The sequence below is a fragment of the Photorhabdus akhurstii genome (assembly GCF_019090985.1).
GTDB classification, from domain to species: domain Bacteria; phylum Pseudomonadota; class Gammaproteobacteria; order Enterobacterales; family Enterobacteriaceae; genus Photorhabdus; species Photorhabdus akhurstii.
This window is the reverse complement of sequence record NZ_CP020335.1, coordinates 4850824-4876834: the sequence shown is the minus strand read 5'-3', so window position 1 is coordinate 4876834 and position 26011 is coordinate 4850824. Positions and strand designations below refer to the sequence as shown.

Annotated in this window: 10 protein-coding genes and 3 pseudogenes; 4 read left to right on the top strand and 9 right to left on the bottom strand. The window is 36.3% G+C overall.

From position 1 onward, the window contains the following. Positions 1 to 55 precede the first annotated feature (55 nt). Together pilV and B0X70_RS21160 are read left to right on the top strand one after the other, a co-directional pair. A complete protein-coding gene (gene pilV, locus B0X70_RS21165) occupies positions 56 to 1237 on the top strand; it encodes a shufflon system plasmid conjugative transfer pilus tip adhesin PilV (protein ID WP_217470307.1) in 1182 nt (393 codons plus the stop codon). A 9-nt stretch (positions 1238 to 1246) separates the two neighbouring features. Beyond that, positions 1247 to 1702 (top strand): hypothetical protein, encoded by a 456-nt coding sequence (locus tag B0X70_RS21160; protein ID WP_217470306.1) that lies wholly within the window; start codon positions 1247 to 1249, stop codon positions 1700 to 1702. A gap of 311 nt (positions 1703 to 2013) precedes the next feature. Here the strand turns inward: B0X70_RS21160 and B0X70_RS21155 are convergent. The 9 genes and pseudogenes from B0X70_RS21155 to B0X70_RS25410 form a co-directional block, all read right to left on the bottom strand. Continuing rightward, positions 2014 to 3042: pseudogene (locus B0X70_RS21155) on the bottom strand (IS630 family transposase). A 210-nt stretch (positions 3043 to 3252) separates the two neighbouring features. Further along, the gene (locus B0X70_RS21150; RefSeq protein WP_217470305.1) at positions 3253 to 3783 is read right to left on the bottom strand and encodes a cysteine hydrolase family protein; all 531 of its coding nucleotides are present in this window, start codon (positions 3781 to 3783) and stop codon (positions 3253 to 3255) included. Positions 3784 to 3817: 34 nt separating this feature from the next. After that, entirely contained in the window at positions 3818 to 6151 is a 2334-nt protein-coding gene (locus tag B0X70_RS21145) for a penicillin acylase family protein (RefSeq protein WP_217470304.1), read from the bottom strand. 21 nt (positions 6152 to 6172) lie between these two features. Beyond that, the gene (locus B0X70_RS21140) at positions 6173 to 7321 is read right to left on the bottom strand and encodes an MDR/zinc-dependent alcohol dehydrogenase-like family protein (protein ID WP_217470303.1); all 1149 of its coding nucleotides are present in this window, start codon (positions 7319 to 7321) and stop codon (positions 6173 to 6175) included. Position 7322: 1 nt separating this feature from the next. Beyond that, a complete protein-coding gene (locus B0X70_RS21135; protein WP_217470302.1) occupies positions 7323 to 11396 on the bottom strand; it encodes a non-ribosomal peptide synthetase in 4074 nt (1357 codons plus the stop codon). A gap of 63 nt (positions 11397 to 11459) precedes the next feature. After that, positions 11460 to 12782: a serine hydroxymethyltransferase gene (locus B0X70_RS21130; RefSeq protein ID WP_217470301.1), complete on the bottom strand. Its 1323-nt coding sequence runs from the start codon at positions 12780 to 12782 to the stop codon at positions 11460 to 11462. Then, positions 12775 to 17406 carry a type I polyketide synthase gene (locus B0X70_RS21125; protein ID WP_217470300.1) on the bottom strand — a complete coding sequence of 1544 codons (4632 nt, stop codon included), beginning with the start codon at positions 17404 to 17406 and terminating at the stop codon, positions 12775 to 12777. Before B0X70_RS21125 ends, B0X70_RS21130 begins: the two co-directional genes overlap by 8 nt. A 15-nt stretch (positions 17407 to 17421) precedes the next feature. Further along, a complete protein-coding gene (locus B0X70_RS21120) occupies positions 17422 to 23877 on the bottom strand; it encodes a non-ribosomal peptide synthetase (protein WP_217470299.1) in 6456 nt (2151 codons plus the stop codon). Between the two features lie 284 nt (positions 23878 to 24161). Then, positions 24162 to 24309 (bottom strand): annotated as a pseudogene (locus B0X70_RS25410) (ISAs1 family transposase); the annotation flags it as partial. Between the two features lie 281 nt (positions 24310 to 24590). Here B0X70_RS25410 and B0X70_RS21115 point away from each other — a divergent pair. Then, positions 24591 to 25001, top strand: a pseudogene (locus tag B0X70_RS21115) (IS6 family transposase); the annotation flags it as partial. Positions 25002 to 25216: 215 nt separating this feature from the next. Then, on the top strand, positions 25217 to 26011 hold the full coding sequence (locus tag B0X70_RS21110; RefSeq protein ID WP_217470298.1) for a hypothetical protein: 795 nt from the start codon (positions 25217 to 25219) through the stop codon (positions 26009 to 26011).

The window sequence follows — 26011 nt, the reverse complement described above, 5'->3', positions numbered from 1 at the left end:
TGTGACAGAAAGAAAGGGTTGTTGTGGCAGCAGCAGAGGGCCGGATAGGGGATACATGATGCTGGGCACAGCTGCCGGACTCATGATATTGCTGGTACTGGCGGCGTTGGGAACCCGCATTTACAACGATTATCTGACAGAGAAGTCTTGGCAGGTCATGGCGGCGAAAAGCAGTCGTTTCAGTGCAGCGTCGAGAGCTTATATTGGTCGTTATTATGATAGGTTACGGAATTTAGCAACGACAACCCAACCTGTGATGATCACCCCGGATATGTTGAGAAAAACGGGGCTGTTGCCATCTGGATTCAAAGACACCAATAGTTCAGGACAGCGCTATCAGACCGCTGTGGTACGAAATACCCAGGATCCGGCATTATTGCAGGCAATGGTGGTGACACAAGAAGGGAGTCAATTGCCTTATAAAGCTCTGCGCCTGATATCGATGGATATCTCTACCGGATTGGGGGGATATATTCGGGATGGCAAGACGGTTACTGGCGCAATGAGTTCATGGACGGTGCCTCTAAAGGATTTTGGGATAAACAGTGGTGAAGGTCATCTGGCCGTGTTATTGAGCGCAGATGAGTTATCTACTGCCCGTGAGGAGAGTGACCGATTGTACCGTTTTGCTGTCCCCGGTCGTCCGGAACTGAACAAAATGCATACTGACATTAACATGGGAGGCAATAACCTGAACAATACGGCTACCGTGAATGCACAGGCTGGACATTTTAGTGGCGATATCCGGGCGAATGCCGGCCAGTTTCAGGGGGATATTCGTAGCCACGATGGCTGGATTGTGACGACAAAGAATAAAGGCTGGTTAAATGAAACCTATGGTGGTGGTTGGATGATGTCAGACAGCAACTGGCTTCGCAGCGTCAATAATAAAAGCATTTATACGGAGGGGCAAATCAAAGGCGGCGCCCTTCGGGCTGATGGTCGTCTGTCGACAGGGGAGTTTTTACAACTTGATAAAGTGACTATGGCGGGTACGGCCTGTTTACCCAACGGATTGGTTAGCCGCGACAGCAAAGGCGCCATACTGTCCTGCCAGTCCGGCCTGTGGACAAAAGCAGAAGCCACCTTACAGCAGAACCAATGTTATCAGGATGGAAACTGGGGCGGACGTGATTTCGCTGAACACCGATGTCAGCCCGGATATTATGCGGCGGGACTTAAATTTGTGGGTCACCAACGCAGCGAATCAGCCTATGTCATTACCTGCTGTAAATGAAAACGTAACATGTGCGTATATCTGATTTTTATTTTGGTGGTTTTGTGTTGTCCTTGTTTTGCACTGGTGAGCGGATTAACGCCTTGGCGGGGATTTATCTGTTCGGGGGTTCGGCGCAGGAAAAAACGGTATTACGTCATTCACCTTTCCCCGACTGACAGGATAGGGCGTCTGACACGGAGCCGAACCCGGTGCTTTCATGCGGCATTTGTTCGCGAACTTGAGGTGGCGCTTTTGCGGGCAGACAGGGATATTCTGTTTCGTTCTCATTTGATGCGGCCTGCTCAGATACAGCTGGCCTATTCGGTTCTGGCACGTTACCCGACATGGCGTTACCGGATGGTTAACGTGGTGATCCCTCGCTGGGAACGAACAGGAATTACATTACAAAACTTACTGTATGAGTGGCGTTATGTTCCGACGGCTGCCTGTGGTGTTATGGTGGTGGTGAAGCAGGAAAAATAACATTTTATATTGGGGTGTAATTTTCATTTTTTCATGTTGAATTTTTTATCGTCATTCTCTTTGGTTTTGCACAGTATGCTTCCCGGTATCAGGTAATCATATGATTAGACTCTAATCACGCTCTGAATAACGCTAACTCGATTTAATGATTTATCTGACATAGTCACCAACATCCGAATGTCTTTCTTATGGCAATAAGGGTTTTATCCTTTATGCCATAAAAAGTGACATTACTAAATTGGTGCTACAGATTCATTATGTCGTTTCCATTTTATGTCAAATGGATAACATCAAATCATATTTATACCCGCTTAACTTGAAGATGCAGGATTCAGAACCTGGAAGTTGTCATTAATTCGGCCCGACAGGTTCCCGGCAAGTTCCGGTAATATTTCCGTAAAAAAGCGATGGATTGCCTGCCTGAACAAGGCCGTCGAGGCGAAATAATAGTTATTTCTGACCTGTTCATTCATCACCTTCCACAGTCTTTCTATCGGGTTCAGATTCGGGCTGTATGGCGGCAAGTAATGAAGCTCAATATTCATCACATAAGCCCAGTCTTTCACCCGCCTGCTTCGGTGGTAACCGGCTCCGTCAAGGATAATATGAACCTTCTGACTAACCGGATAGGTCTCACGGATGGCAATGAAGAACTCGGCGATGTGATAACTGTCGATACGGTCATACTCGCGTACTATCGTTTTGCTGATATCGGCCAGATTCAGGGCCCCATCAGGTTCAGACGGGTACGGCTTCCCGTGGTTTTCACCGCGGTTTTCTGCCCTTTTCGCATCCAGCCATAAGCAAGTTTGGTCCCCTGCGTGGGATGGACGCCATCAATGAACAGGATGGGTTCATGGTCTCCGGCTTCCTGCCTGAGTTTCCCGTAGGTTTCCATAAAGGCTCGTTGCTGCTCCGCATTGAACTTGTGTGGCACGCCGGTCGGTTTTTTATGACTGAATCCATTGTGGCGCAGCCATTTATTCATGCCGGGAACAGTGTAGCTGATATCCCACGCTTCTTTGACAAGGCGGATAACCGCCCGTGTGGTGGGCAGAAGACTCGCGGTCAGATAAGCGATAAGTGCCTGAGTCTGTGTTTCGCTGAGATGGCTCTGAGAGCCGCCATTTTCGGGCTTGATTTTGCGGTGATTAAGGTAATCGCTGATATGACGATTAACGGTCGTTTCATGAAGGCGCAGGGCCTGAGCGATCATCACGGAACTCCAGCCCTCAGAGGCCAGCAGGACCGCTTTGATGCGATCACTCTCTCTTATCACGGCAGGTGTGATGGAGGTGTTCAAGTTCAGCTTTTTGTTCATCGGTAATGAAGATTTTCATGACTGATACCATGAACCTCATTTGGGCGAAGATCAAGCAGTTTCAATGAGCACGGATATATGGTTAGTTGGATATCTGCTTGATGGGTGTATTGCATTTTCGTTACGAAAGTATGCAATATATACTTTCAGTGATCTTTCCCTGCATGATCCCCTTTTTGGGAAAAATCAAGCATCTTCATTGAACACAGGTATAGCTGATGATGGGATTCTAATTATTATTAAATATGACTTTGTCAGTTAAGATGACCGATGCAAATAACGCACCAAGAATCTCATTATGATGAGCAACAATTTGTTTGGCATCTAATACATCGCCATCACAAGTACTATGGGCATCCCCAACTAGCGTAACATTATAGCCTAATGAATATGCTCGGCGGCAAGTAGAATCAAGACAATATTCAGTCTGCATTCCAGCAAGTATAATATTATTAATAGCTAGCTCACTAAGAACGCTATGTAATTCTGTTGACTGGAATGAATCCGGGTGTTTTTTTTGAATTATTATGTCATTGGGCGTTACGCTTATCTGATCAATAAATTGATAGCCAATATTACTGTTTTCCAACGGATGACATTCACCACCACAATGTTGCATATATATAATTGGTATTCCAGCTTTTCTAGCCTGATTAATAAGAGAGTTTATATTTTTGATCAATCGTACTTCATCATAAATTGGCTTATCTAACATAAACAAGCCTTTTTGCATATCTATAATAAGCAAGCCTGATTTCATAATGTGAAATCCTTATGTGGTTGTTAATGACAATCTATTTAGATGATGGTTCAAAAGAAAGTTTTTTTATAAGATTATTATTGTATAATTTAATATAATCGCTCTTTTGCCATAATTGTAACATATCATCATAATTCTTATGTAAAATATTTCCTGACTGACCTAGTGATAAAATAAATAGGCTATTATTATCTATATCTGCTAGGTCTATAATTTGTCTATAACCTGGACCAACGATGTTTTTGAAGTCATCATCATATATTCCAACATTTACTGTATATTTCCCGCCATTAGTGGCAATATCCCTGTTCCATAACCAACCTAGCCATGGCGATTCACCAATGACTAATCCTTTAAATTGGGCTTGGTGTACCCTTCCCCATTGCCATTTCGATAAATTATCCCCATTATCTGATTTAAGCCTGGTCATCGCCGCATGAAGTGATTTAGATAAATAATCTGAACAATTTTGTGTGAATTCCGTAAGACAAAAAGAACCTTCAGAGCTTAGCTGTTTTTTAAGGAATAATGATTCGGACCACTTAAATGGCGTATCAATTATATTATTCATTTTGGATAATTCTTCGTACCAATATGACCAGATTGTAGGTTCAATTCTATTCCTAACCATTTCACCATCCCATTTTTGTAATTTTTCAAGGGCGACTTCACTAAGATCGTCATTTGGTTTAGTTTTTTCCAATAGGATAGGCATAAAATCTAACCATAAATAACTTTTTATATCATTTTGAAGCTTTTTTGTATCTTCAATATTGATTTTTTGACTATTTATGATTGTATCGGTAATACGTTTTGCGCGGTAAGGGGGAACATTCCAGCTGCTGGTGAGTAAAAACGGATATTGTTCAGAAACAATCTTGTTATTTGCTGATACAATATAACCTTTTTCTGGATTTAAAACATGGGGCATCTCATTGAAGGGAATATATTCTGTCCAACCACCGCTATTTACTGGAAATCTCGGGTCAATATTGTTCCTAATTGGTATCCTTGCAGCCAGATAATACCCAATGTTACCTTTTATATCTGCATAGAGAAAATTTTGTGCGGGTGCAACATATTCGCTTAAAGATAATTTAAATTCTTCCCAGTTATTTGCATACCCTAATGTTATTAGTGCTTGCACAGATTTATCTCTAGGCATAAGCGCCGGCCACTTTATTGCAATATCTCTTCCAATCCTATTCGTAGGTTCTATGCTACTAATAACAGGGCCTTCATCACTTAATTTTACAGAATAGAGTACGTCCTGTTTGTTTTTTACCTTGATTCTTTCTTCAATTATCACTTGGTTTGAAGGGTTAATGAATAAATCTTGATTGTCAATGACCGCAGCAGTAACTCCCCAGGTAATATTTTTATTGTGTCCAATTACTATCGATGGGAAACCGGGAATTGTTGCTCCGGTTACGTTTAAATTAGGTCCTTGCATGGTAGCTAAGTACCATAAATTAGGTGCAGAAAAAGATAAATGAGGATCGTTTGCTAATATTGGTTTCCCTGTTTCTGTATGTTGCCCAGAGATAACCCAAGCATTAGAACCAAGACCATAAGACTCCACGGATCTAATATAAGAACTAATTTTTCCATCAAACAGATCTTTCTTCTTAATATTCTTTATTGTAGATATATTAGTACTAACACTATGATTTAACTTATTGCTTTTCCTTATAGAAGAAGTCCAATCACTATCAGAAAGTGTGATAGGCGCATCTTTGGGGTAGCTTATGCTTGCAAGATTAAATTTTTCTTGGCCAAGTTGTGTTATCACGAGATAGTTCTTTAATTTTTCCTCCCAGGCACGATCTAAATTCCAAGCTAATATTTTTTGCCAGGATATAGTATCAATATTCGTCCAAGGTTCTGGCTCATATCCTAATAGTAAAATTTCGATAGGGTACTTTTTTAACTTTAAAAATTCATTAACGCCGGCAGTATAACTTTCTATAATTTTTTGAGTATTATCATTCAAAACATCGAGTGACGACTTGGCCGCTCGTTGAAATTGCCAGGTTCTAAGAATCTTGTCATTATCAAGCGCTTCCTCCCCGAAGATTTCACTGAGCCTACCCTGAACGATACGCCGCTGGACCTCCATTTGCCAAAATCTATCTTGTGCATGAGTAAATCCTAAAGCGAAGTAGGCATCTAAATCGTTTGATTCGGCTTTTATGCGAGGGATACCTAGTTCATCGCGCACAATAGTAACTTTTCCGTATAACCCTTTGAATTTAATCTGCCCGTCATGTTTTGGACTGGTCGAGTTGTACAGATAGCCGACTAAGGCAACAAAACCGAAAGTTGAGAAACAGAACAGGAAAAAAAAATATTTAAACAATTTTTTCATAAAAGTCTATTTCCTGAATTATTAGATAGAATTAATTTGGTATATTGGAAAATAAGTGTCTAAACTTTCATATAAACCGAGCTTAGAAAGATGGGGGATGTCATCCCACTGCCATATTTTATCGGTTATTGGGGGGAGCCAACCATTTGTTTCTGCAAAGGTAACAGCGTCTAGGCCTTCTTCATAAGAAGCATAATGTGTGTGAACATGAGTGTGGCGCTTAATACACTCCACAGCCCGGGAAGAGGTCAGATGCATTCCTTTTTTCCAACCGGACGTTGTTATTACGCCTGGAGAAGCTAATGCCTTTAATGTTGCCCTGAACACTGGAAAACCTACTAGATCCATGAAAATAGCAACGCCTTTTTCAGAAGTTTTTTCGTTAATAATATTTAAGAAGGTTTTTTCAGCTTGCCGATAATTTTTTTTGAAATTTTTATCTGTGTTATAAAGCTCCTCGTTATAAGCCAGATCGCGGAATAAGTTCCTATCGATTGAGTCAAGACCGACATCTGTAATATATTTTAACATCGTTTTTTTCGATGAGATAAGTCCTGCATTAAAACCATGAATTTTTGCTAGAGTGACAAAGGCAAATGAAACTCCGCCTCCCCAAGCACATACATAGGCATCAGAATATGCAGCTTTATTGTTTTTAATGTTAGCCAGCCAACAGTTATAAGATACTTGCCAGTTTGACCAGGCTGTAATATAACGTAAAGAAAAAGCAGCCCACTGTGGTAGCGTATACTTTGAGTTTTCAGGTATTGGAATAAGATATTTATGATGTAACTTAACTTTTTTCGATAATAATCCTATTGTATTAGGTTGATCATAGGCATAAATTTTTTGCGGAAATTTATCATTTCTTGTATTTTCACCACAAAATAAAATACAGATCATACCTTCTCGTAAATGTTTTATAGTATTACCAACCTTGAGAATGCGAACAACACCTGAATTACCAATAACAACTTTGTCCTCTTTTCTTTCTTTACAGATGTCAATTGGTTGGCGTTCTAAAGCGTGTCCCATATTACCTTCCCAGCATCCATAAAGAGGTTCAGCTAACACTTCCTCCGGCTCAATATCTTTAATATAGATCATTTCTCTTTCAAGGTTTTTCCTTTCAAGCCCTTTGTATAACATCCATACTTCTACTTGTTCCATGTTATTCTCCATTAGTAGCAGATGATATATTACTAGTACTCTCGATTAGAATACGGCTTAACTCTGTAACTTTATCTTTTAGGAAATAATGACCAGCATTTTCTATTACAACTAAATCAACTTGGTTACTAAAGGTGCTCCATTCTTTATATTTTTTCATATAATTTGGTGTCAATGGGTCATTTCCTCCAATAATACACGTAATTGGAGATTTTAATTTTTCCTTTGATTTAAGGTGATTATATATATAGTCTTCAGCCCAATTGGCATCACGAACAAATGCTTCTGTCACAAAAGATAATTTTGTTGGATCTTCTATCTCTTCAATTCCCCCTAACTTTTGTATGTAATTCAATATAGCTTGTTGGTTTCTAAAAGGATTAACTAGTTGAATATTACCTATTGCTCTTAATAATTTGTTTCTTGCCCATGGCAATGCGGCACCAACAAATGTTCTTTCAACCCTAAAACCATTTTTTTCCAATTGCTTAGCAATTTCAAGAGCCAAAGCAACGCCGGCACAATGCCCGTAAAGATAAAGAGATATTGTTTCCCCAAAAACAGTTTTTAACTCATTTGTGCACTGTTCGGCGATGCTTTCTATAGACCTGTTGTTATTTTGAGTATCTGGAATTGCTACTGCGTATACATTAAACTTATGTTCGATTAACTTTGCTAAATATTGATAAATAACTGCACTCCCTCCACCATAAGGTACACATACAATCGTTTTCTTTTCTTCAGCATGATTAGCATTGGTTGAGAACTGATATATGAGCTTTTCATCTTTTTGGCAAGAGTTATAATTATCAATCTTAGTAGCTAGCTGAGAAATAGTGGGATTTCGCATTAAATCGATTACATTAATATTAATAGGTAGTTTTTGTATTACTCTGATTAATTTTAAAGAGTTGCCTCCTATCTCAAAAAAATCATCATCTATAGATATTGTTTCAACATCTAAGATTTCTTTCCAAATTGCGGTGAGCATTTTTTCTGTTTGAGTTATAGGAAGAGTAATATCTTGACGTAACTCAATTTTTGAATGGCAATACTCTTGTAATTGCCGTCTGTCAACCTTACCGTTAGGCGAAAGAGGGATTTTTTCGATAAAGACTATATGAGAAGGTACCATGAATGTAGGAAGGTAATCACTAATATGGCTTTTAATTTGTGTAACTGTAGTTTCCACTTTTGGAGCCATAATAATAAATGCAGCTAAACTCTTCGAAGTATTCTCATTATTGAGAGTAATTACTAGCGAATCTAAAACACCAGGTATTTTTTTTATAACGTTGGCAATTTCTTCCAACTCAATTCTTAGGCCATGAATTTTTACTTGGCTGGTATCTATACGGCCAATTAATTCAATATTCCCATCTGGCATCCAACGAGCTAAATCTCCAGTTCTATAAAGTCGCTCTCCAGTAATATTAGAAAAAGGATTAGGTATAAATTTCTCTGCTGTTAAAGAGGGGTTGTTTATGTATTCTCTGGCTAACCCTATTCCGCCTATATATAGTTCACCTTGCATACCCGTTGGTAGCGGCTGCAATGTTTTTGACAATATATAGGCCGTTTGATTTTTCATTGGATGTCCATAAGGGATACTCTTCCAGTGGTCTTGAATAGACTTCACTGGGTAGATTATAGAGTGGATAGAGGCTTCTGTAGCACCACCGAGGACTACGATCTCTGAGTTAGGTATCACCTCTTCTTTAATATTCTTTAACAATGGTATAGGGGCCCAATCACCACCTAAAATTATCAATCTAATTGATTGAATTTTATATCTATCTACGATTTTTATTGATTCTATTAACAGAGACAATATTGCTGGAGCTGAATTCCAGACACTTATGTTAAATTTTTCAATTAGTTCAACCCAGTGACGCGGATCTTTATGTTTACTTCTTTCTGGTATGACTACAGCCGCACCGGCAGATAGAGTACCAAAAATTTCATAGACAGACATATCGAAGCTTGTTGATGAAATTAATATTAGCCGATCGCTTGGTTTGAGAGAAAAATTTAAGTTTAAGTCGAGCAGGTTATTTACAATTCCTCGATGTTTGATTGCAATTCCTTTAGGTCTTCCTGTCGAACCTGATGTATAAATTACATAGGCCAAACTTTCAGGATCCGCATGATAAGAGAGTTTAGAGTCGGTCGGTAGACTATTATTGTTTGCTTCTTCTACAATAAGTAATTGTCTATTATTTTCTTCGATATTGATATTTTTAACATACTTTTTCTGAGTAACTATCGTTGCTACCTCTGCATTATCTAGCATGTATTGTAATCTTTCTTCAGGATAACTAGAGTCTAGAGGAAGATAAGCAGCGCCTATTTTTAAAATAGCAAGCATATATTGAATTAATTCTGTGGAAGGATCTACACAGATTGCTACTATCGCTCCAGGCTTTACACCAAACTGATAAAGAGCTTGTACAGTCAGATTAACTTTATGAGACAGCTCAGAATAAGTTATAACTTGTTCCCCGTCATAAACGGCAACTGCTTGTGGGTTATTGGCTACCTGCCTTTCAAAAAGTTCATGCAGTTGAATATTTTCTATCGGTATCGTTGTATTATTGACTTTTGCTAGGAAATACTCGTCACCTTGATTAAGTAAATTCAATCTATTGATATTTATTGCCGGATTTGTGATTATTTTTTCTAATAAAATATTAAAACGTTGGGTAATACTTCTTGCCGTTTCTTTTTTATAAAGATCAGTATTGTATTCTAATACAGCTTTAACGCCGTTATCTGATTTAATTAAATGTAATAACAAATCATATTGTGCAATGTTTTTTTCAGGTGAGATCATTTCTGAAAAAAGATTATTCATTGTATCAACTTCTAAGTCTGCATTGTGGAATACGATCATCATTTGTACTAAAGGGCTAAAACTAGAATCACGTTTCGGTTGTAACTCTGAAACTAATAGTTCAAAAGGAAGATCTTGGTGTGAGAAAGCTTCACTTGTCTTATTACCTATTCTTCGGATTAGCTCAATAAATGTAGGATTGTTCGAAAGATCGCTACGTAATAGCAATATATTAATAAAACATCCTATTAGTGGTTCTATTTCCGCTCTATTACGATTAGCTATTCCTGTACTAATCGTAATATCTGTTTCTTCCGTATAAATATAAACTAGTAATTTAAAAACTGTTAATAGACCGACAAATAAGGTTACATGATTTTCCTGACAAATTTTTTCCAATATTTTAACTTTTTCTTGGGATATATCGAAAAATATAGAGGCTCCATTATACCTCTGAATAGAAGGTCTTGAATAGTCACCATCGATGGTTAAATTAGGGATAAAATTATTTAATTCTTTTTTCCAGTAGTTTAATAGTTTTTCTGAGTGTTCTTTTGTCGTTAATCGCTCCCTTTGCCAAACAGAGAAATCCTTGTATTGTATTGATAATACATCAAAATTTGGCTTAACACCTTCAAGGTAAGCATTATATGCAATAGTTAGTTCTCGCCCTAAAACAGGTACAGACCACCCATCAAATACCATATGGTGTGTTAAGAATATAAACCAATGTTCAACATTACTTAATTTAATTAGCTTGGTTTTAACTAATGGCCCTTTTTCTAAATTAAAAATATCCTGTACTGATTCATCTGTAATTTCGTGCGCTTTTGCTTCTCTGTCACCAATATCATCATAATTACTGAGATCAATGATAGGCAGCTTTATACTAAGAGATGGCATTATCTTTTGGAGTGGCATGTTATTTTCGGTAGGGAAAATGGTTCGTAATATTTCATGCCTATCAATAACCGTTTGTACCGCCATTTCCAGTGCAGAATAATCCAGTTGCCCTTTTAATTTAATGACAAAAGGAGTGTTGTAAAATGCACTGTTAGGCTCTAATTGATGTAAAAACCAAATCCTCTCTTGAGCAAGAGACAAAGGGATTTCACTTTGGGTCGTTGGTTGTATTTTTTCCTTTTCTGCCAGTTGAATGCCCTTTTTTTTAAGTAGTAGATCAAACAGTTCTTTTTGCTGTTCAGAAAGAATGGGGAACCCTTTAGATAGTTTTACTGCCATAAATCGCTCCAAATATTATGATCTAAACATCATTTAACTCTAATTACTAAAATCAGCAACATGCTATACATGATATAGTGGAAATTGATCGCACAGAGCTTTTACTTGGTTAACAGCTTTGTTCTTTATATTTTCATCCAATCGGAATTGTGTATCGGATATTACGGTTGTGTGGGTTAGAATCTCATTAATAATTTCAGTGCATTGTTTTAATTCTGGTTGACCAAGTCCTCTAAAAGCTAAGGAATTTGTACCAAAACGTAACCCACTTGCTATCATTGATGATTTATTATCTCCGGCAATACGGTTTCTATTAACAATGATGTTACATTCTTCCAATGATTTTTCTGCGCAATATCCTGTAATTCCTCTGTCAAGCAGATTAACTAAAACCATATGATTATCCGTGCCTTGAGTAATAACGTTGTACCCTAATTCGATTAAATTATTGGCTAATGTATTAGAATGCAAGATAACGTTTTTCATTAACAAAGCGAATTCTTTACTATTAACAAAATCCAAAGCCCTTGCCTTTCCTGCAATAGCATTTAAGATCGGCGTCCCTTGATAAAACGGAAATACTGCTTTTTGCAGTTTTTGGGATAATGTGACGTTTTTTTCTACGCAGATATCATAATCTTTACCACATAAAATCAATCCTCCCCTAGGGCCGTATAATTGCTTATATGTACTAGTTGTTGTGATATGGGCATGGTCTATTGGACTCATGTGTAGCCCGGAAGCAACAAGGCCAGCTATATGAGAAATATCAGCTAATAAAAAAGCGTTGATCTTATCTGCTATCTTTCTGAATTTGGCGAAATCTATTTTCCTCGGATATGAGCTTGCACCACAAATAATAAGTTTTGGTTTGCAATGTAAAGCTATATCTTCTATTTGTTCATAGTCAATATATCCTTTTGGATCAACTCCATAAGAGTAGACTTCAAAATATTTAGCAATAGCAGAAACCGGCGCACCGTGAGTTAAGTGACCACCGCTGCAAATATCCATCCCCAAAATGCGATCTCCTGGATTTAGCAAGCCAAAGATTACAATTTCATTACTGGAGGAACCTGAATGAGGTTGGACATTTGCATATTTGGCGCTAAATGCGCTTTTTGCTCTTTCAACAGCTAATTCTTCAATTTGGTCAACAAACCTACAACCTCCATGATAACGTGAATTCGGATAACCTTCTGTTGTAACATTGATTAATGTCGTATTTTCACAAGCAATAACGCTTGGTAGGGCAACACTTGCCGATGCTACCATTGATAGAGCATTTTTTTGGCGCTTAGATTCTTTGTTTATCAATGAACTTAATAAAGGATCTTCGCTTTCCAATAAACAAGATGATTGTTGTTGTGATATATAGTTAATCATTTAATTCCTTCCATATTTCCTTTTTTACTTCATCTTCGGATAGGCCACTTATCCTAATTAAAAGATCTGAGATTTCATGAATATTAATACCATTTTCATGACCAATTGCTTCTAATTTTTCACTCATTGCTCTAACAGTCGGCTCTTTAAATAATTCACGTAGTGGAAAGTCAATCTTAAGTACATCTCGAACTCGGGAAACTAGACGTACAGCTAATAAGGAATGGCCACCTATTTCAAAAAAATCTGTTTCTACACCAATATCGGCTATACCAAATAATTCTTGCCATATATTGACGATAACAGTTTCTAGTGAATTGGCCGGGGTAACATATTGTGATGTATATTGAGGATAAGTTGTTAGACAGGAAACATCATTTCCAGCTATTTTATCATGTAATTGCAGACCTTCTCTATTTACCCACTGGTTGATACGAGAATTCAAATTACCGGTTGAAACCGCAATTTGAGAAAAGGTAGCTAAACCTGTAATTCTATGAAAAACTTCCGCCCCCTCAGAGGGAGACATAGGTAGTTTTGATAAACTTTTACCAAAAACCTTCCCATCATTTGTATCCCAAAGATCCCAGTTTATGCTAACCCACGGCCTACCCTTATTATGGCTATAGGCGTCCATGAAGGCATTGGCCGAGGCATATGCTGAATACCCTAATCCCCCTAAAATTGCGGATAGTGATGACATTAAAATACAAAAGTCTAATTCAACGTTATCCAAAGCATTGGCAAGCGCCAACGTTCCATATATTTTTGTATTTAACTGTAATTCAAGATCATTCCTATTTAATTCAGTTACAGACCTAACCGCTCTTTCCCCCACCGTAGCTGCGCCATGGATAACACCATTAATTTTTCCAAATTTTGCTAAGGTTTGGTTGATCGCTTCACTCATTTGCTCTTTACTGGCAACATCTGCTTTTATTACCATTATTTCTGAGCCTAATTTTTTGAATTGGGAAAGTTTATTTATGCAATTTATAATTTTTGGATTACTTTCTACTTGCGAAACAATACGATCCCATTCCTCTTCGGGAGGAAAATCTGAATGCGTTAACAAGACTAATTTGGCATTAAAATGAGTAGCTAGATATTCAGCCAGGATTAAACCTACACGCCCTAAGCCACCGGTGATAAAATAGACTCCTTTATATTTCAACGCAGAAGTGTTTTTTACAGCGTCTGTTGTCGGTAAAGTTATATAATTTTGTTTCCAACGTTTTCCTTGACGGTAAATAAAATTAGAGTTTTCTGGTTCAGAAAAAACCTCTTTAATTAAAGCATCTAAATAATATTGAGGGTCTTCTGATTCAGTGGGTATATCTACGCATTGAACGGTAATGTTGGGATATTCTTGAGAGATTGATTTGCTCGGCCCAAGAATGAGTGACTTAAGAGCATTCGGGATATCATATATGTTAAAAGTAGCTAACTGGCAGGTGAAGTAATACAGCGCTATATCTTTACCAATCGCGTATTGTGACAAACATTTCGCTATATATAATATGCTATAAAAAGAATAATCAATAAGTACGGTATCAACTTTTTCGTTAAATGTATAATTAGGTATGAGCCATAAATTAACTATGACGTCTGGAGTCTTCCCTTCTTTATCAAGCTCTGAAAAGAGTTTATCATAGTGTGAGTGATCTCCAGGATTGATATAAAAAGTATTTTCTGCTTTTTCGTATGGTTCAGCTCCGGAATAAACAATAATAGTATTTTCAGCTATGCGCTGAATCTTGCTTAAAAGCTGGCAAGAGATGCTATCTTCCTTATGAAGGAAAACGAGTACACATTCAGGATTTTTTTCTTGCGACAATAAAATAGCTTCTTTCCAAATTGGAATATTCAACCACCTATCAATATCTTTACTTTTTTCAATTGCAATTGATGAAGATAGTTGATCATTTAGTAGAGCCGGAAGCTCTGGCTTTCTTGCTCTTGAAAAATATTTTCTCTGAAATGGGTACTTAGGCAAGCTAACCCGACTAAATTTGTTTTCTTCATTAAACTTAGACCAGTCTACAGTAACGCCAGTCTCCCATAATTTTCCAACTGCATTTAATAAAATTGATGAGTCAGAATCATTACTTTTAGCTCGTTTCATACAATTTATTGCTAATATCGGGCTGATAGGATTATGGTCCTTGATAAGCGTTGTTAAAGCCCTACCCGGTCCTACTTCTAGAAATATTTGATAGTCATCTTTTAGTAGCTTACTTATCCCGGCACTGAAATTTACAGTATTTTTTAAATGCTCTAACCAATATTTTTTACTCTGTGCTTCTTCTTGTGTTATCCATGTACCGGTTACATTGGAAACGTATGGAATAGTTAGTAAACCAAACTTTATTGTTTGCAGAACCTCTTCAAATGATTTAAGGACAGGCTCAACGAGATGAGAGTGGCCAGCTGTATGGATAGGAATTTTGTAATATGCGATTCTATTTTTATCTAAACGAGCTACAAGCTTTTGTACTTCTTCAGGACGGCCAGACACGACAGTTTGATTAGGACTATTGATAACAGCTAAAGATAGCTCGGTTCCGTCTAGGTATTCTAATGTTTTTTCGGCACTACACATGATGCATAGCATAGCACCTTCACCTGAGATTTCTTCTAATAAGCGAGAACGACATGCAACTAAATAAATTGCGTCTTCAAGTGAGAAAATACCTGAAATACATGCGGCTACATACTCTCCTAGGCTATGACCTATCATAGAATGTGGTTGAATCCCCCAGTGCATTAATTGACAGGCCAAAGAGTATTCGATTGAAAAAATTAATGGCAATGAAATAGATGTTTTTTCTAGTAACGTTTCTATTTCTTCAGATGGGAGGTCCCCTGAGTATAGTGCTGAACATAAATCTAATTTTAGTTGAGTTGATAATAGATCTGAACATTGTTTAAATGTTTTTTGAAATATGGGGAGAGTTTCAAACAGCTCTTGTCCGATTCTTAGATAATGTGTGCCACCACCAGGAAACATGAAGACCACTTTGTCGTTGTTAATTTCCTTTGTGGCAGATGTTGAATGAAGAAGTTCCTGCAAACGTTTAATGGCCTCGGTTTTATTATGACATACTAATGAAACTCTTGAGTCAAATTGACTCCGGCCAATTTGATAAGTATAAGCAATATTTGCTAAGTTAGGAGAGTTCTCTTTTTCTAGAAAATGGCATAATTCTTGACACATTACAGCCAGATCGGTAGCACGTTTAGCAGACAAAATAATTAGGTGTGGATTTTTTTTATTATTGGTTGAGTTTATATTATGGTCTTGGTACTCCTTTAGAACAATATGTGCATTAGTTCCACCTATGCCAAAAGCACTAATGCCGGCATACTTTTCCCTAGCACAGATGGTATTCCATGATGTTAGCTTTGTATTGACATAAAATATATTTTCTTCAAGTCTTAATTTTGGATTTGGTTTATCAAAGTTAAGCGATGATGGTATTATTCCTTTATTTAGGGAAAGAGAAGTTTTAATTAAACCGGCTATTCCAGCGGCGATGCCAAGATGACCGATATTTGTTTTTACGGAACCGATCAGACAAGGAGAAATTCTATTCTTGCTTGCGTAAGCTCTTTTTAAGGCAGATAACTCAATTGGATCGCCTAATATTGTTCCTGTTCCATGCGTTTCGATATAAGTGACGTCTTCTGGGTTGACACCAGATATGTTCAATGCAGTATTAATTGCTGTAAATTGCCCTTCTTCACTTGGTGCAGTGTATCCAATTTTACCACTGCCATCATTATTGATACATGATCCTTTGATAATGCAATAGATATGATCTTTATCTTCAATTGCAGAAGCCAATCTTTTTAATACTACAATGCCTAACCCATTACCGTCAGTTGTCCCTTGGGCTTTTTCATCAAAAGCTCGGCAATGTCCATCAGGAGAGAAAAAACCGCCTTCTTGATAGAGGTAACCGGTTTGTGAAGGGATAGAAATCGAAACACCACCTGCGAGAGCTATATCAGACTCTCCGCTTAGAACACTTTGACATGCCATATGGACAGCAACTAAAGAGGTCGAACAAGCTGTTTGAATATTAACACTTGGTCCAGTTAAATTGAGTTTATATGATACGCGAGTAGGTAAATAATCTTTATCGTTTGACAACATTAGATGTAGACCGCCGACCGGGTCGATATCTCCTGGATTCGAATACAGATCTATTAAGTAAGTGTTCATTGCAGCACCAGCAAACACGCCAATATTACCGTTGTATCTTAGAGTGTCATATCCGGCATCTTCTAATGCATGAAAGGCCGTTTCTAAAAATAACCGGTGTTGAGGATCGAGTAATTCGGCTTCATAAGGAGTATACCCAAAAAATTCTGCATCAAAAAACTCAGAATTTTCAATACTACCTTTTGCAGGTACATAATTAGATTGCTTTATAACTTGTTTTTTAACGCCGAGTGCCAATAATTCTTCTTCGGAAAAGAATTTTATAGACTCTTTCCCTTCACATAAATTAGACCAGAACTGATCGATATTGTCAGCTTCCGGAAATCGTCCTGCCATTCCTATAATAGCTACATCATTAAGCATATCATCACACGTTAATTCATTTTCAATATTCATGTTGCCATGCTCCAATTAGGATTTATTATTCTGCTTTCGCAGGAGAAACTGTTTACGTAATATTAATTTTTCACTTGCAATACTTTGGTTTTTATTTGTTTCTATGTGTGGTGTGTTTAAATATTTACTTATTGAAGATACGGTTGTGTATTTGAACATTTCAATTAAGTTAATTTCTTTATTAAATTCTTTAGATAAAGCATTTTGTACTCGAACCATCGCTAGGGAGTTACCGCCAACATCAAAAAAATTATCGGTTATAATGAATTTATCGTGACCTAATACTTCTTGCCAGATAAGGAATACTTTCCTTTCATACTCATTAAGGTTTTTGTTATTAACCTTTTTAACTTCATTTTCTTCTTTGACACTTAGTAGTTTTTTTCTGTTAATCTTACCATTGGCCGTGATTGGTAATTCTTTAACTATAAATATTTTTGCCGGAAGCATATAATCGGGTAAGGATTCTTTTAAGTCGTTAAATATAATTTCTATATAATTTTCACTGGATAAATTAGTTTCATTCACTATACAAAAAGCGACAATTCTTACTTTTTCCTGACCTAAAGGCTTATTAATAACTGCAGCTTTTTTTATATACTTAGACTTATCTAATACTGATTCTATTTCCCCTAATTCAATTCTAAATCCTCTATTCTTTATTTGATAATCCTGCCGACCGATATATTGAATATTACCGTCAAATCTCCAATATCCCATATCACCGGTGCGGTATAAATTAAAAGCATCATTGGAATACGGATTAAAAAGGAATCTAGCAACGGTTTCATCTACTTTATTTATATAGCCAGGCGAAACAGGTATACCTCCAATAAAAATTTCACCGATTCCTCCTATAGGTAATGGCTGAAGATTTGAGTCTAAGATATATATCTCAGCATTTCTTATTGGCTTACCAATTGGCGGAGAATCAGGCCATGTTTCTGGCTGTCCGGTTAGGATAAATTCTGTTACAACATGCGTTTCTGCTGGACCGTAGTGGTTATGAAGGTTTGCACCTGGTAATTTAGAAAAGAAAGTCCTTATTGATGGTGTGACGACTAATTTTTCACCTGCTGTAATGACATGCTTTAGTTGTTTAGGAAATATATTAATACTTGTTGCTGTTTCAGATAAAATATTTAGTGCTACATAAGGTAAGAAAATTCGCTCTATTTTTTTGTTATCAATATACGATGATAGCCATCTAAAATCACTTCTCTGATCTTCATGAATGATATGCAATGTACCACCACAAGATAAGGTGCTAAATAACTCTTGAAAAGAGACATCAAATGTTAGAGGTGAATAATAGAGTGTTGATATCGGTGTGTCTTGTTTCAAATCAGCAATATGATAATCAATTAAATTTGATAGACATCCTCTAGTTATGCCAACACCTTTAGGTTCGCCGGTCGATCCAGAAGTATAAATGATATAGGCTAAATCAGTTGTATTAAAATTATTATTTCTTTCTATATAACTGTTACTTATATTAAGATTAAATGCACTGTGAAGAAGCTCGGCCACTTGACAGCATTGTATATTAGAATAGTCATAACTCTCAATTTCGCCAATATGTTTGCTAATAAGAATAGCAGGAGTGACATCATGTAAGATTGATAAAATCCTACTTTTAGGCATGGCGTTATCAATAGGAACACATATAGCACCAATTTTTAATACAGCTAATATAATTTTAATTTGTGATTCAGAACGTTGAAGACAAATTGCAACCTTGTCTTGCTTTTTTATTCCTAATGACTGTAAATATCTAGCTAATATTTCGACTTCTTTGGTTAATGTTTGATAATCAATTGAAGTGTGTGCCTTATTGTCAATAATTGCAGTATTGTTAGGGTATTGGGTAGCTTGCTCTTCAAATCTTTGAATAATGTCTTTTTTAAGATTATATTTTTTATTGCTGCCGCTATATTCAGTTAATATATTATTTTTTTGTTTAGAACAAATAAAATCTATTGAACTTAGTTTTTCATCAATATTTTGAGTAAGTTTTTCCAATAAGTTTTTATAATTATCAATAATATTAATGATGCTTTCTTCAGTAAAAAGATCGGTACTATATTCAATGTATCCTCGTAACCCTTGTATTGTCGGATTTAATGAAAGCGTTAGATCATATTTTGCAACATTCAATTGAGGATCAATTAATTCTATTTTTAGGGGACTTAAATCTATGTTTCTTGGTAGTGTGTTTTGTAGAACAAATAATACCTGAAATAAAGGAGTATAACTTAAAGAACGTGTCGGGTTGATAGCTTCAATAATAGATTCAAAAGGTACTTCTTGGTTTGAAAAATCTTTTAATGTATTATTTTTAATAATGTTTAGAGTTTCATGGAAAGTAAACTTCTCGTCCAACTCTGTTCTAATAGCGAGCGTGTTAACAAAGAACCCAACAATATCTTCAAAATCTGGGTGACTTCTATTGGCAACAAGTGTTCCTACAACAATATCTTTTTGGCCAGTATACCGGAACAGGAGGGTTTTTAGAGCCGCTAATAATAGCATAAATAACGTCACGTTATGTTCATTGCATAATAGATTTAATCTATCACTTAGCTGTTTGGATATGGATAAACTTGCTCTTTTACCCTGGTGACTGAAGATGGGGGGTCTAGGATAATCTGTTGGTAATGAGAGAAGTGCAGGTGATCCTTCGAGGCGTTTTTTCCAATAATTAATTCCTTCTTTTATATATGATGAGTTTAATCTTTCATTTCGCCAAACAACATAATCGCTGAATTTATATTTCAACGGCGGTAGGGTTCCAGAATCTTGTACTACATAATTTTTATATAATATGGCAAATTCTTTTAAAAGAATTCCCATAGACCATCCGTCTGAAATGATATGATGTAGAGAAACAACCAGTATATGTTTTTTTTTCTTGATACTAATTAATAAAGCTCTAAATGGAGATTCTTCTTCCAACTTGAAATATTTATTACTTTCATTAGAAATTATATCTGAAATACTCTCTCTCTTTAGGTTCTCTGAAGTAGAAAGGTCTATAACCTGGAAATTCAAATGGGGATCTTTATCATATTGCTGAATAGTTACTCCGTCAGTATCAATAAATCTTCCTTGTAGTGTTTCATGTCGTTTAGTCAGCTGTTCTAAAGCATATTTGATAGCAATAACGTTAACTTCTCCGTTAAGCATAAAGGCCTCAGAAATATTATAAACAGGGCTTTGCTTATTTAACTTATATAGAAACCAAAGTCTTTTTTGGGCATCTGAGAGTGGGGATTTTAATGACAATAATTTAATATGTGATGGTATTGGCTTAATACTTATAGCATGAGTATTTTTAATTATGTTATTATCAATAAATTCTGATAGGCTTTTTATTGTAGAGTGTTCAAAAATAGAACGAATTGATAGGGTGATTTTTAAATAGTCTTCTATACGATAAATAACTTTTGTTGCCGTTATAGAATCACCGCCTAGTTCGAAAAAAGTTTGTTCATGAGTTAGGCTGGATATGTCCAGTATATTCTTCCAAATATTAGCTATTTGCTTTTCAGTTTCTGTGAAACTCTCTTCATCATATTTTTCAACAATCCCACTTTGGGGTTTCAATATTGATATTTTTTTTCTGTCTATTTTTCCACTTGGTAATGTAGGAAATTGTTGTAAGGCAATAAAGTGTGTAGGTACCATATAATATGGAAGATGAAGCTGTACTTTCTGACGTATTATTGTTGGATCTACGATATTCTTATTTTTAGTTATATAATAGGCAAATAGTTGTTTCCCATTATTAGTATCAACCACAACAACGATTGCTTTAGCAATTTTCTCTTCAAGTTCAATCGCTTTTTCTATCTCACCTAACTCTATTCTATGCCCCCGGACTTTTACTTGAGAATCACAGCGACTTATATACTCTAGCACTCCATTTTTTCCTGATTTAACTAAATCACCGGTTTTATATATTATTGGTGAGAGTTTATTGCTATAGTTTGAAAAAGGATTTTGTAGAAAATGTTTCTTCGTTAAAATCCCCTGATTTAGATAACCTTGACCAACGCCTAGCCCTCCAATATATAACTCTCCTATAACGCCAGTAGGTAGGAGGTTAAGGTCTTTATTGAGGACGTATAATTCAGTATTATTAAAAGGATAACCTATTTTAATTGCTTTATCGTTTGATAGTTTATAAACAGTAGACCAGATCGTAGTTTCTGTAGGGCCGTAAACATTCCAAACATTTGGGCTGATGTTAAGCAAACCATTTTTCACACTTGTGGTAAGAGGTTCCCCACCGCATAAGATTTTTATTTTATTTTTGTAACCAGTTAGAAAAGTTAGAATGCTTTCCCAAAAGGTGGGCGTTGCTTGCACGAACGTAGGTTTCTTTTGCTTTATAAATTCACTTATTTTTTTAAAGTCATTTTTATCGGATTGGTCATAAAGTATGTATTTCCCTCCGGTCAATAAAGGTAATAATATTTCTAAAAGAAAAATATCAAAGCTCCAGGAAGTTATACCCAAGAAACTATCTTCTTTTTGAAAATTAAATTCTATAATAGCACTGAGAACAAAGCTTATTATATTCGTTTGGGAGATTTTTACACCTTTTGGCTTCCCTGTAGAACCAGATGTATAAATGACATATGCTAAATCGTCCGGTGATATTGGATAATTAATCACTGCATTTTTTACTTGGGATTCTATTGAATCCACACAAATTAAGTCACAGTTAATTGATTTTAGCGAATTATTATTATTAAACACGTTTGTATTTGTGAGAATCAATTCTAAATCAGCATCTTGGCTGATATATTTTAATCTTTCTTCTGGATATCCTGGATCAAGGGGTAAATATCCTATACCCAATCTTAATGCTGTTAATATGGAAACAACCATGTAATAATTACGATCAAAGCATAATCCAATTAACTTTTTATTTATATTAGATTTTATCAATTTTTCTTTTAAGAAATTTGTTAGGGAATTTATTTCTTGATTCAATTCTGCATAGGTTAATTTTATATGGCTTGTTTCTATCGCAACATGATTTGGTACTAACGACACTTGCTTATTAAATAGATCATAAATTGTTAGGTTAGGTAATCTATCTATCCTAGGCTCTATATTTATTTGAATTTTTTCTTTTAATCTCTGATCTTCGAGAATTTGCATGTTTCTGATTTTACTATCTGGATTTTTGAGCATATTTTCGAGCAAAGTAGTGAAACTATGTGCCATCTCAATAATATATTCGTCGCTAAATAGAGCGGTTTTATACTCAAATGCAAACTGAAGAGAATCACCTTCGTCATAGATGAAAGTAAGATCGTCCTTGGAGGTTTTTGTGTCAATAAGAATAGACTCAGAACAGGCATTGGTGAAATTAATGCCTGAAGTTACAAAGTTTGTCCTTAAAATAGATACATTATATAATCTGAGTATGGAGGCATTTTCTTGTTTTCTAAGCGACCTTAGAATTATATTAGTAGGAACATTCTCATATTGACGAGCATTCTTACGGTTCTTTTTTATACGTTCAAGTAATTGTGAAAAAGTTAGATCACCATTGAGTTTTATACGCATTGGCAATTGGTTTAAAAGACAGGCAAATAGATTGCTAAACATTTTATTTCTATTTGATTTTGTATAACCTAACGTTATGTTATCTTGCCCGGTATAGTAACGAATTAATATGCTAAAAAGACCAGTCAATAAAATAAAAGTAGTTACTCCTACTTTTTTAGAAATAATTTTTATTCTATGGGTTAATTCGTCTGAAATATCAAAATAATATCTTTTTCCATTGAAATCATATGTTGTTTCTTCGGCAGTTTTATCATATAGATTGATAAGTAATTCAGCCCCTTTTAATTCAGAAAGCCAAAATTTGATTCCTTCTTTAAATCCTTCAGATTTATTAATAAGATTCTCTTCATAATCGAGGTAATCATTAATTGAGATATTTATATTTGGCAAAATGACACTATTTTTTATAATGAATTGATTATAATGGAAAGATAAATCTTGTAGAATAAAGTTTGCAGAATATCCATCGGTAATAATATGATGCAAGTTAAAAACTAAATAAAATTTTTCTGATGAGAGTTTAATTAGGCAAAATTTAAATAAGGGTGCTTTTGTTAAATCAAATGGTTTACTAATAATTTTATTTATAGTGTCTATTTTAACTTCGTTTTGTTTATATGAAGGAATGTCTGTTAAATCCACCAATTCCATTTCCGGAACTAAATCATCCAGAATCTTTTGAAAAACTTTATCATTGACTTCTATAAAAACTGTTCTCAATGTGTTGTGTCTTTTCACTACTGAAGCCAAAACTGAATTTAATGCGCTAACATTTATATTACCTTGTATTTTGAATACTAAAGGAGTATTAAATGCAGGGCTATTGGGAGTTAGTTTCCATTCATAAAAAAATCGTTCTTGGGTATTTGATAATAGCATTGGCATCGGAGGTATCCTTAAACATTAATATTAGATGTTCCAAGTTATAACGCCTTGATACTTATTTACTACTAGTTAACAATTTGGGGTTCTTACGTAGACTTGCTGATCACTTATACTTTGCCTTTTAGATGTTATACATGGCAAAGATTGATGTAGCCTGTCCTCGGTACAATATTCCTTGTTCACTACTATGGTTAGTTGGATATCTACTTGATGGGTGTGTTGCATTTTCGTTAAGAAAATATGCGATTTATATTCGAAAAACATACTTTTCGTGATCTTTCCCTAACCACCTGGCGTGATAAGATCGGAAGTGTTTCAGCCACCCAGCATCTGAAGGCTGATTCAAACTGCTCCGGGCATATTAAGGCCGAAGAGGTGTCCGAATACGCTATGTGAAGGAATGTCGTTTTTCAGTGGCAAAATACGGCGGAACCCAATAAGACAACTAATAAATAGACAGGCTACCGCCTTGAGAATTCGCTCCCAAAGTCTGATGGCAATAGTCCATAAAAAGCACAAAAAAACGAAATATATATTTATGGCTGTAATTCAATCAATAATTGGTTTAATTACACTCAATTAAAAAAGAACACATAACATATAAACAAATTTAATTTAATTAGTCAATCTAATGAATGATGATTTGGACACTTTTTCTGTTGCATTAAGCGCTGTTTGGATAATATTGCATTTTTTTATTGGTTGAACTGACGATATCCCTGACTCGAGAAGCATTCAAACATCTGCACTATCTTGTTGATATTATCGTTCAGTATGTTCGCTGGTATCTGGCCTATGCACTGAGCCTGTGTAATCTGGAAGAAATGATGACGGAGAGTGGGATTGCCGTTGATCATTCCCCGCTCTCTCGTTGGGTTCATTGTTTAGTTCCGTTGATGATTAAACATTACCGGCGTAGTAAGCCCACTGTTGGGCGTCGGTGGCGCATGGATGAAACCTGTATCAAAATCAAAGGGCAATGGCGTTACCTTTACCGGGCAGTGGATTCGAGCAGTAATACAATTGATTTTTTGCTGACGGCTCATCGGGATAGGAAAGCTGCACTGCATTTCTTTAAAAAGGCGATGCGTCAGAATGGGCAGCCTGACGTGGTGACCATAGATTTATGCTCTATATTGAGGGGATAATTTTCATTTTTTCATGTTGAATTTTTTATCGTCATCCTCTCTGGTTTTGCCCAGTATGCTGCCCGGTATCGGGTAATCATATGATTAGACTCTAATCACTGTCTGAATAAGTCACATTTTTGTCAAGCAACCCGATAATACTAAAAGTACGCTAGGCACAGCGCTAAATAAAACAAACAAGGATGCTGTGTATGACAACTGAAATCCCTCCTCTGTCGCCGACGTCTGAAGCTGAAATTGACAGCTTGCGGCAGGCGGTTTCTCAAAAGACCCAATCCAGGTTGTTGTCGTTAAAAAAATGTCTGGGGTATCTGTCAATATTGCTTGTTATTGTCAGCATCGCATTTCTGGCATTCGTAGTACGGCAGCAACATCATCAGTTAGTGGAATTTCAGTCATTGATGCGAAATGGATCATTCCGGCATTTGCCTGATGAGGTGCAAAAGCTGCATGAACGGCTTGATAAAGCGGATACTAGCTTTGTCTCCCGTCAGGACTGGCAAATGCAAAATGACCGGTTTCATCAGGCATTGATAGCGCAACAGGGATCCGTTAACGACCAACAGAAACCACTGGTACAGTCAGTGGTTGATTTAAGCCGTGCGCATCAGGATCTTACCGAAGCAGTGAGTGTATTGAAAAATACCGTGAAACAGCAGGAAATGCGCGTTGACGCATTAATCACGTGGAAATCTCAGCAGGAAAAGCATGCGGGTAAAAAAGCGGGCACACCTGATCGGGAAGTTCTTCGAGCGAAGAAACGGATGGTTGCCCCTTTCATACTTTCTGGTATTGAACATCGGGGAGAACAAGTTTATGCCGTTATTATTCCACGAGACACAGATCCTCATTCTCAAATATCTCAAATGCGCTTACTGACCCCGGGTGAAAGTGCATTTGAATGGACGTTGGTCAGTATCTCCGATCATCAGGCTTTGTTCCAGGTACAAGGGCACCGTCAAACCCTGTCAGTCAATGGAGGGTAA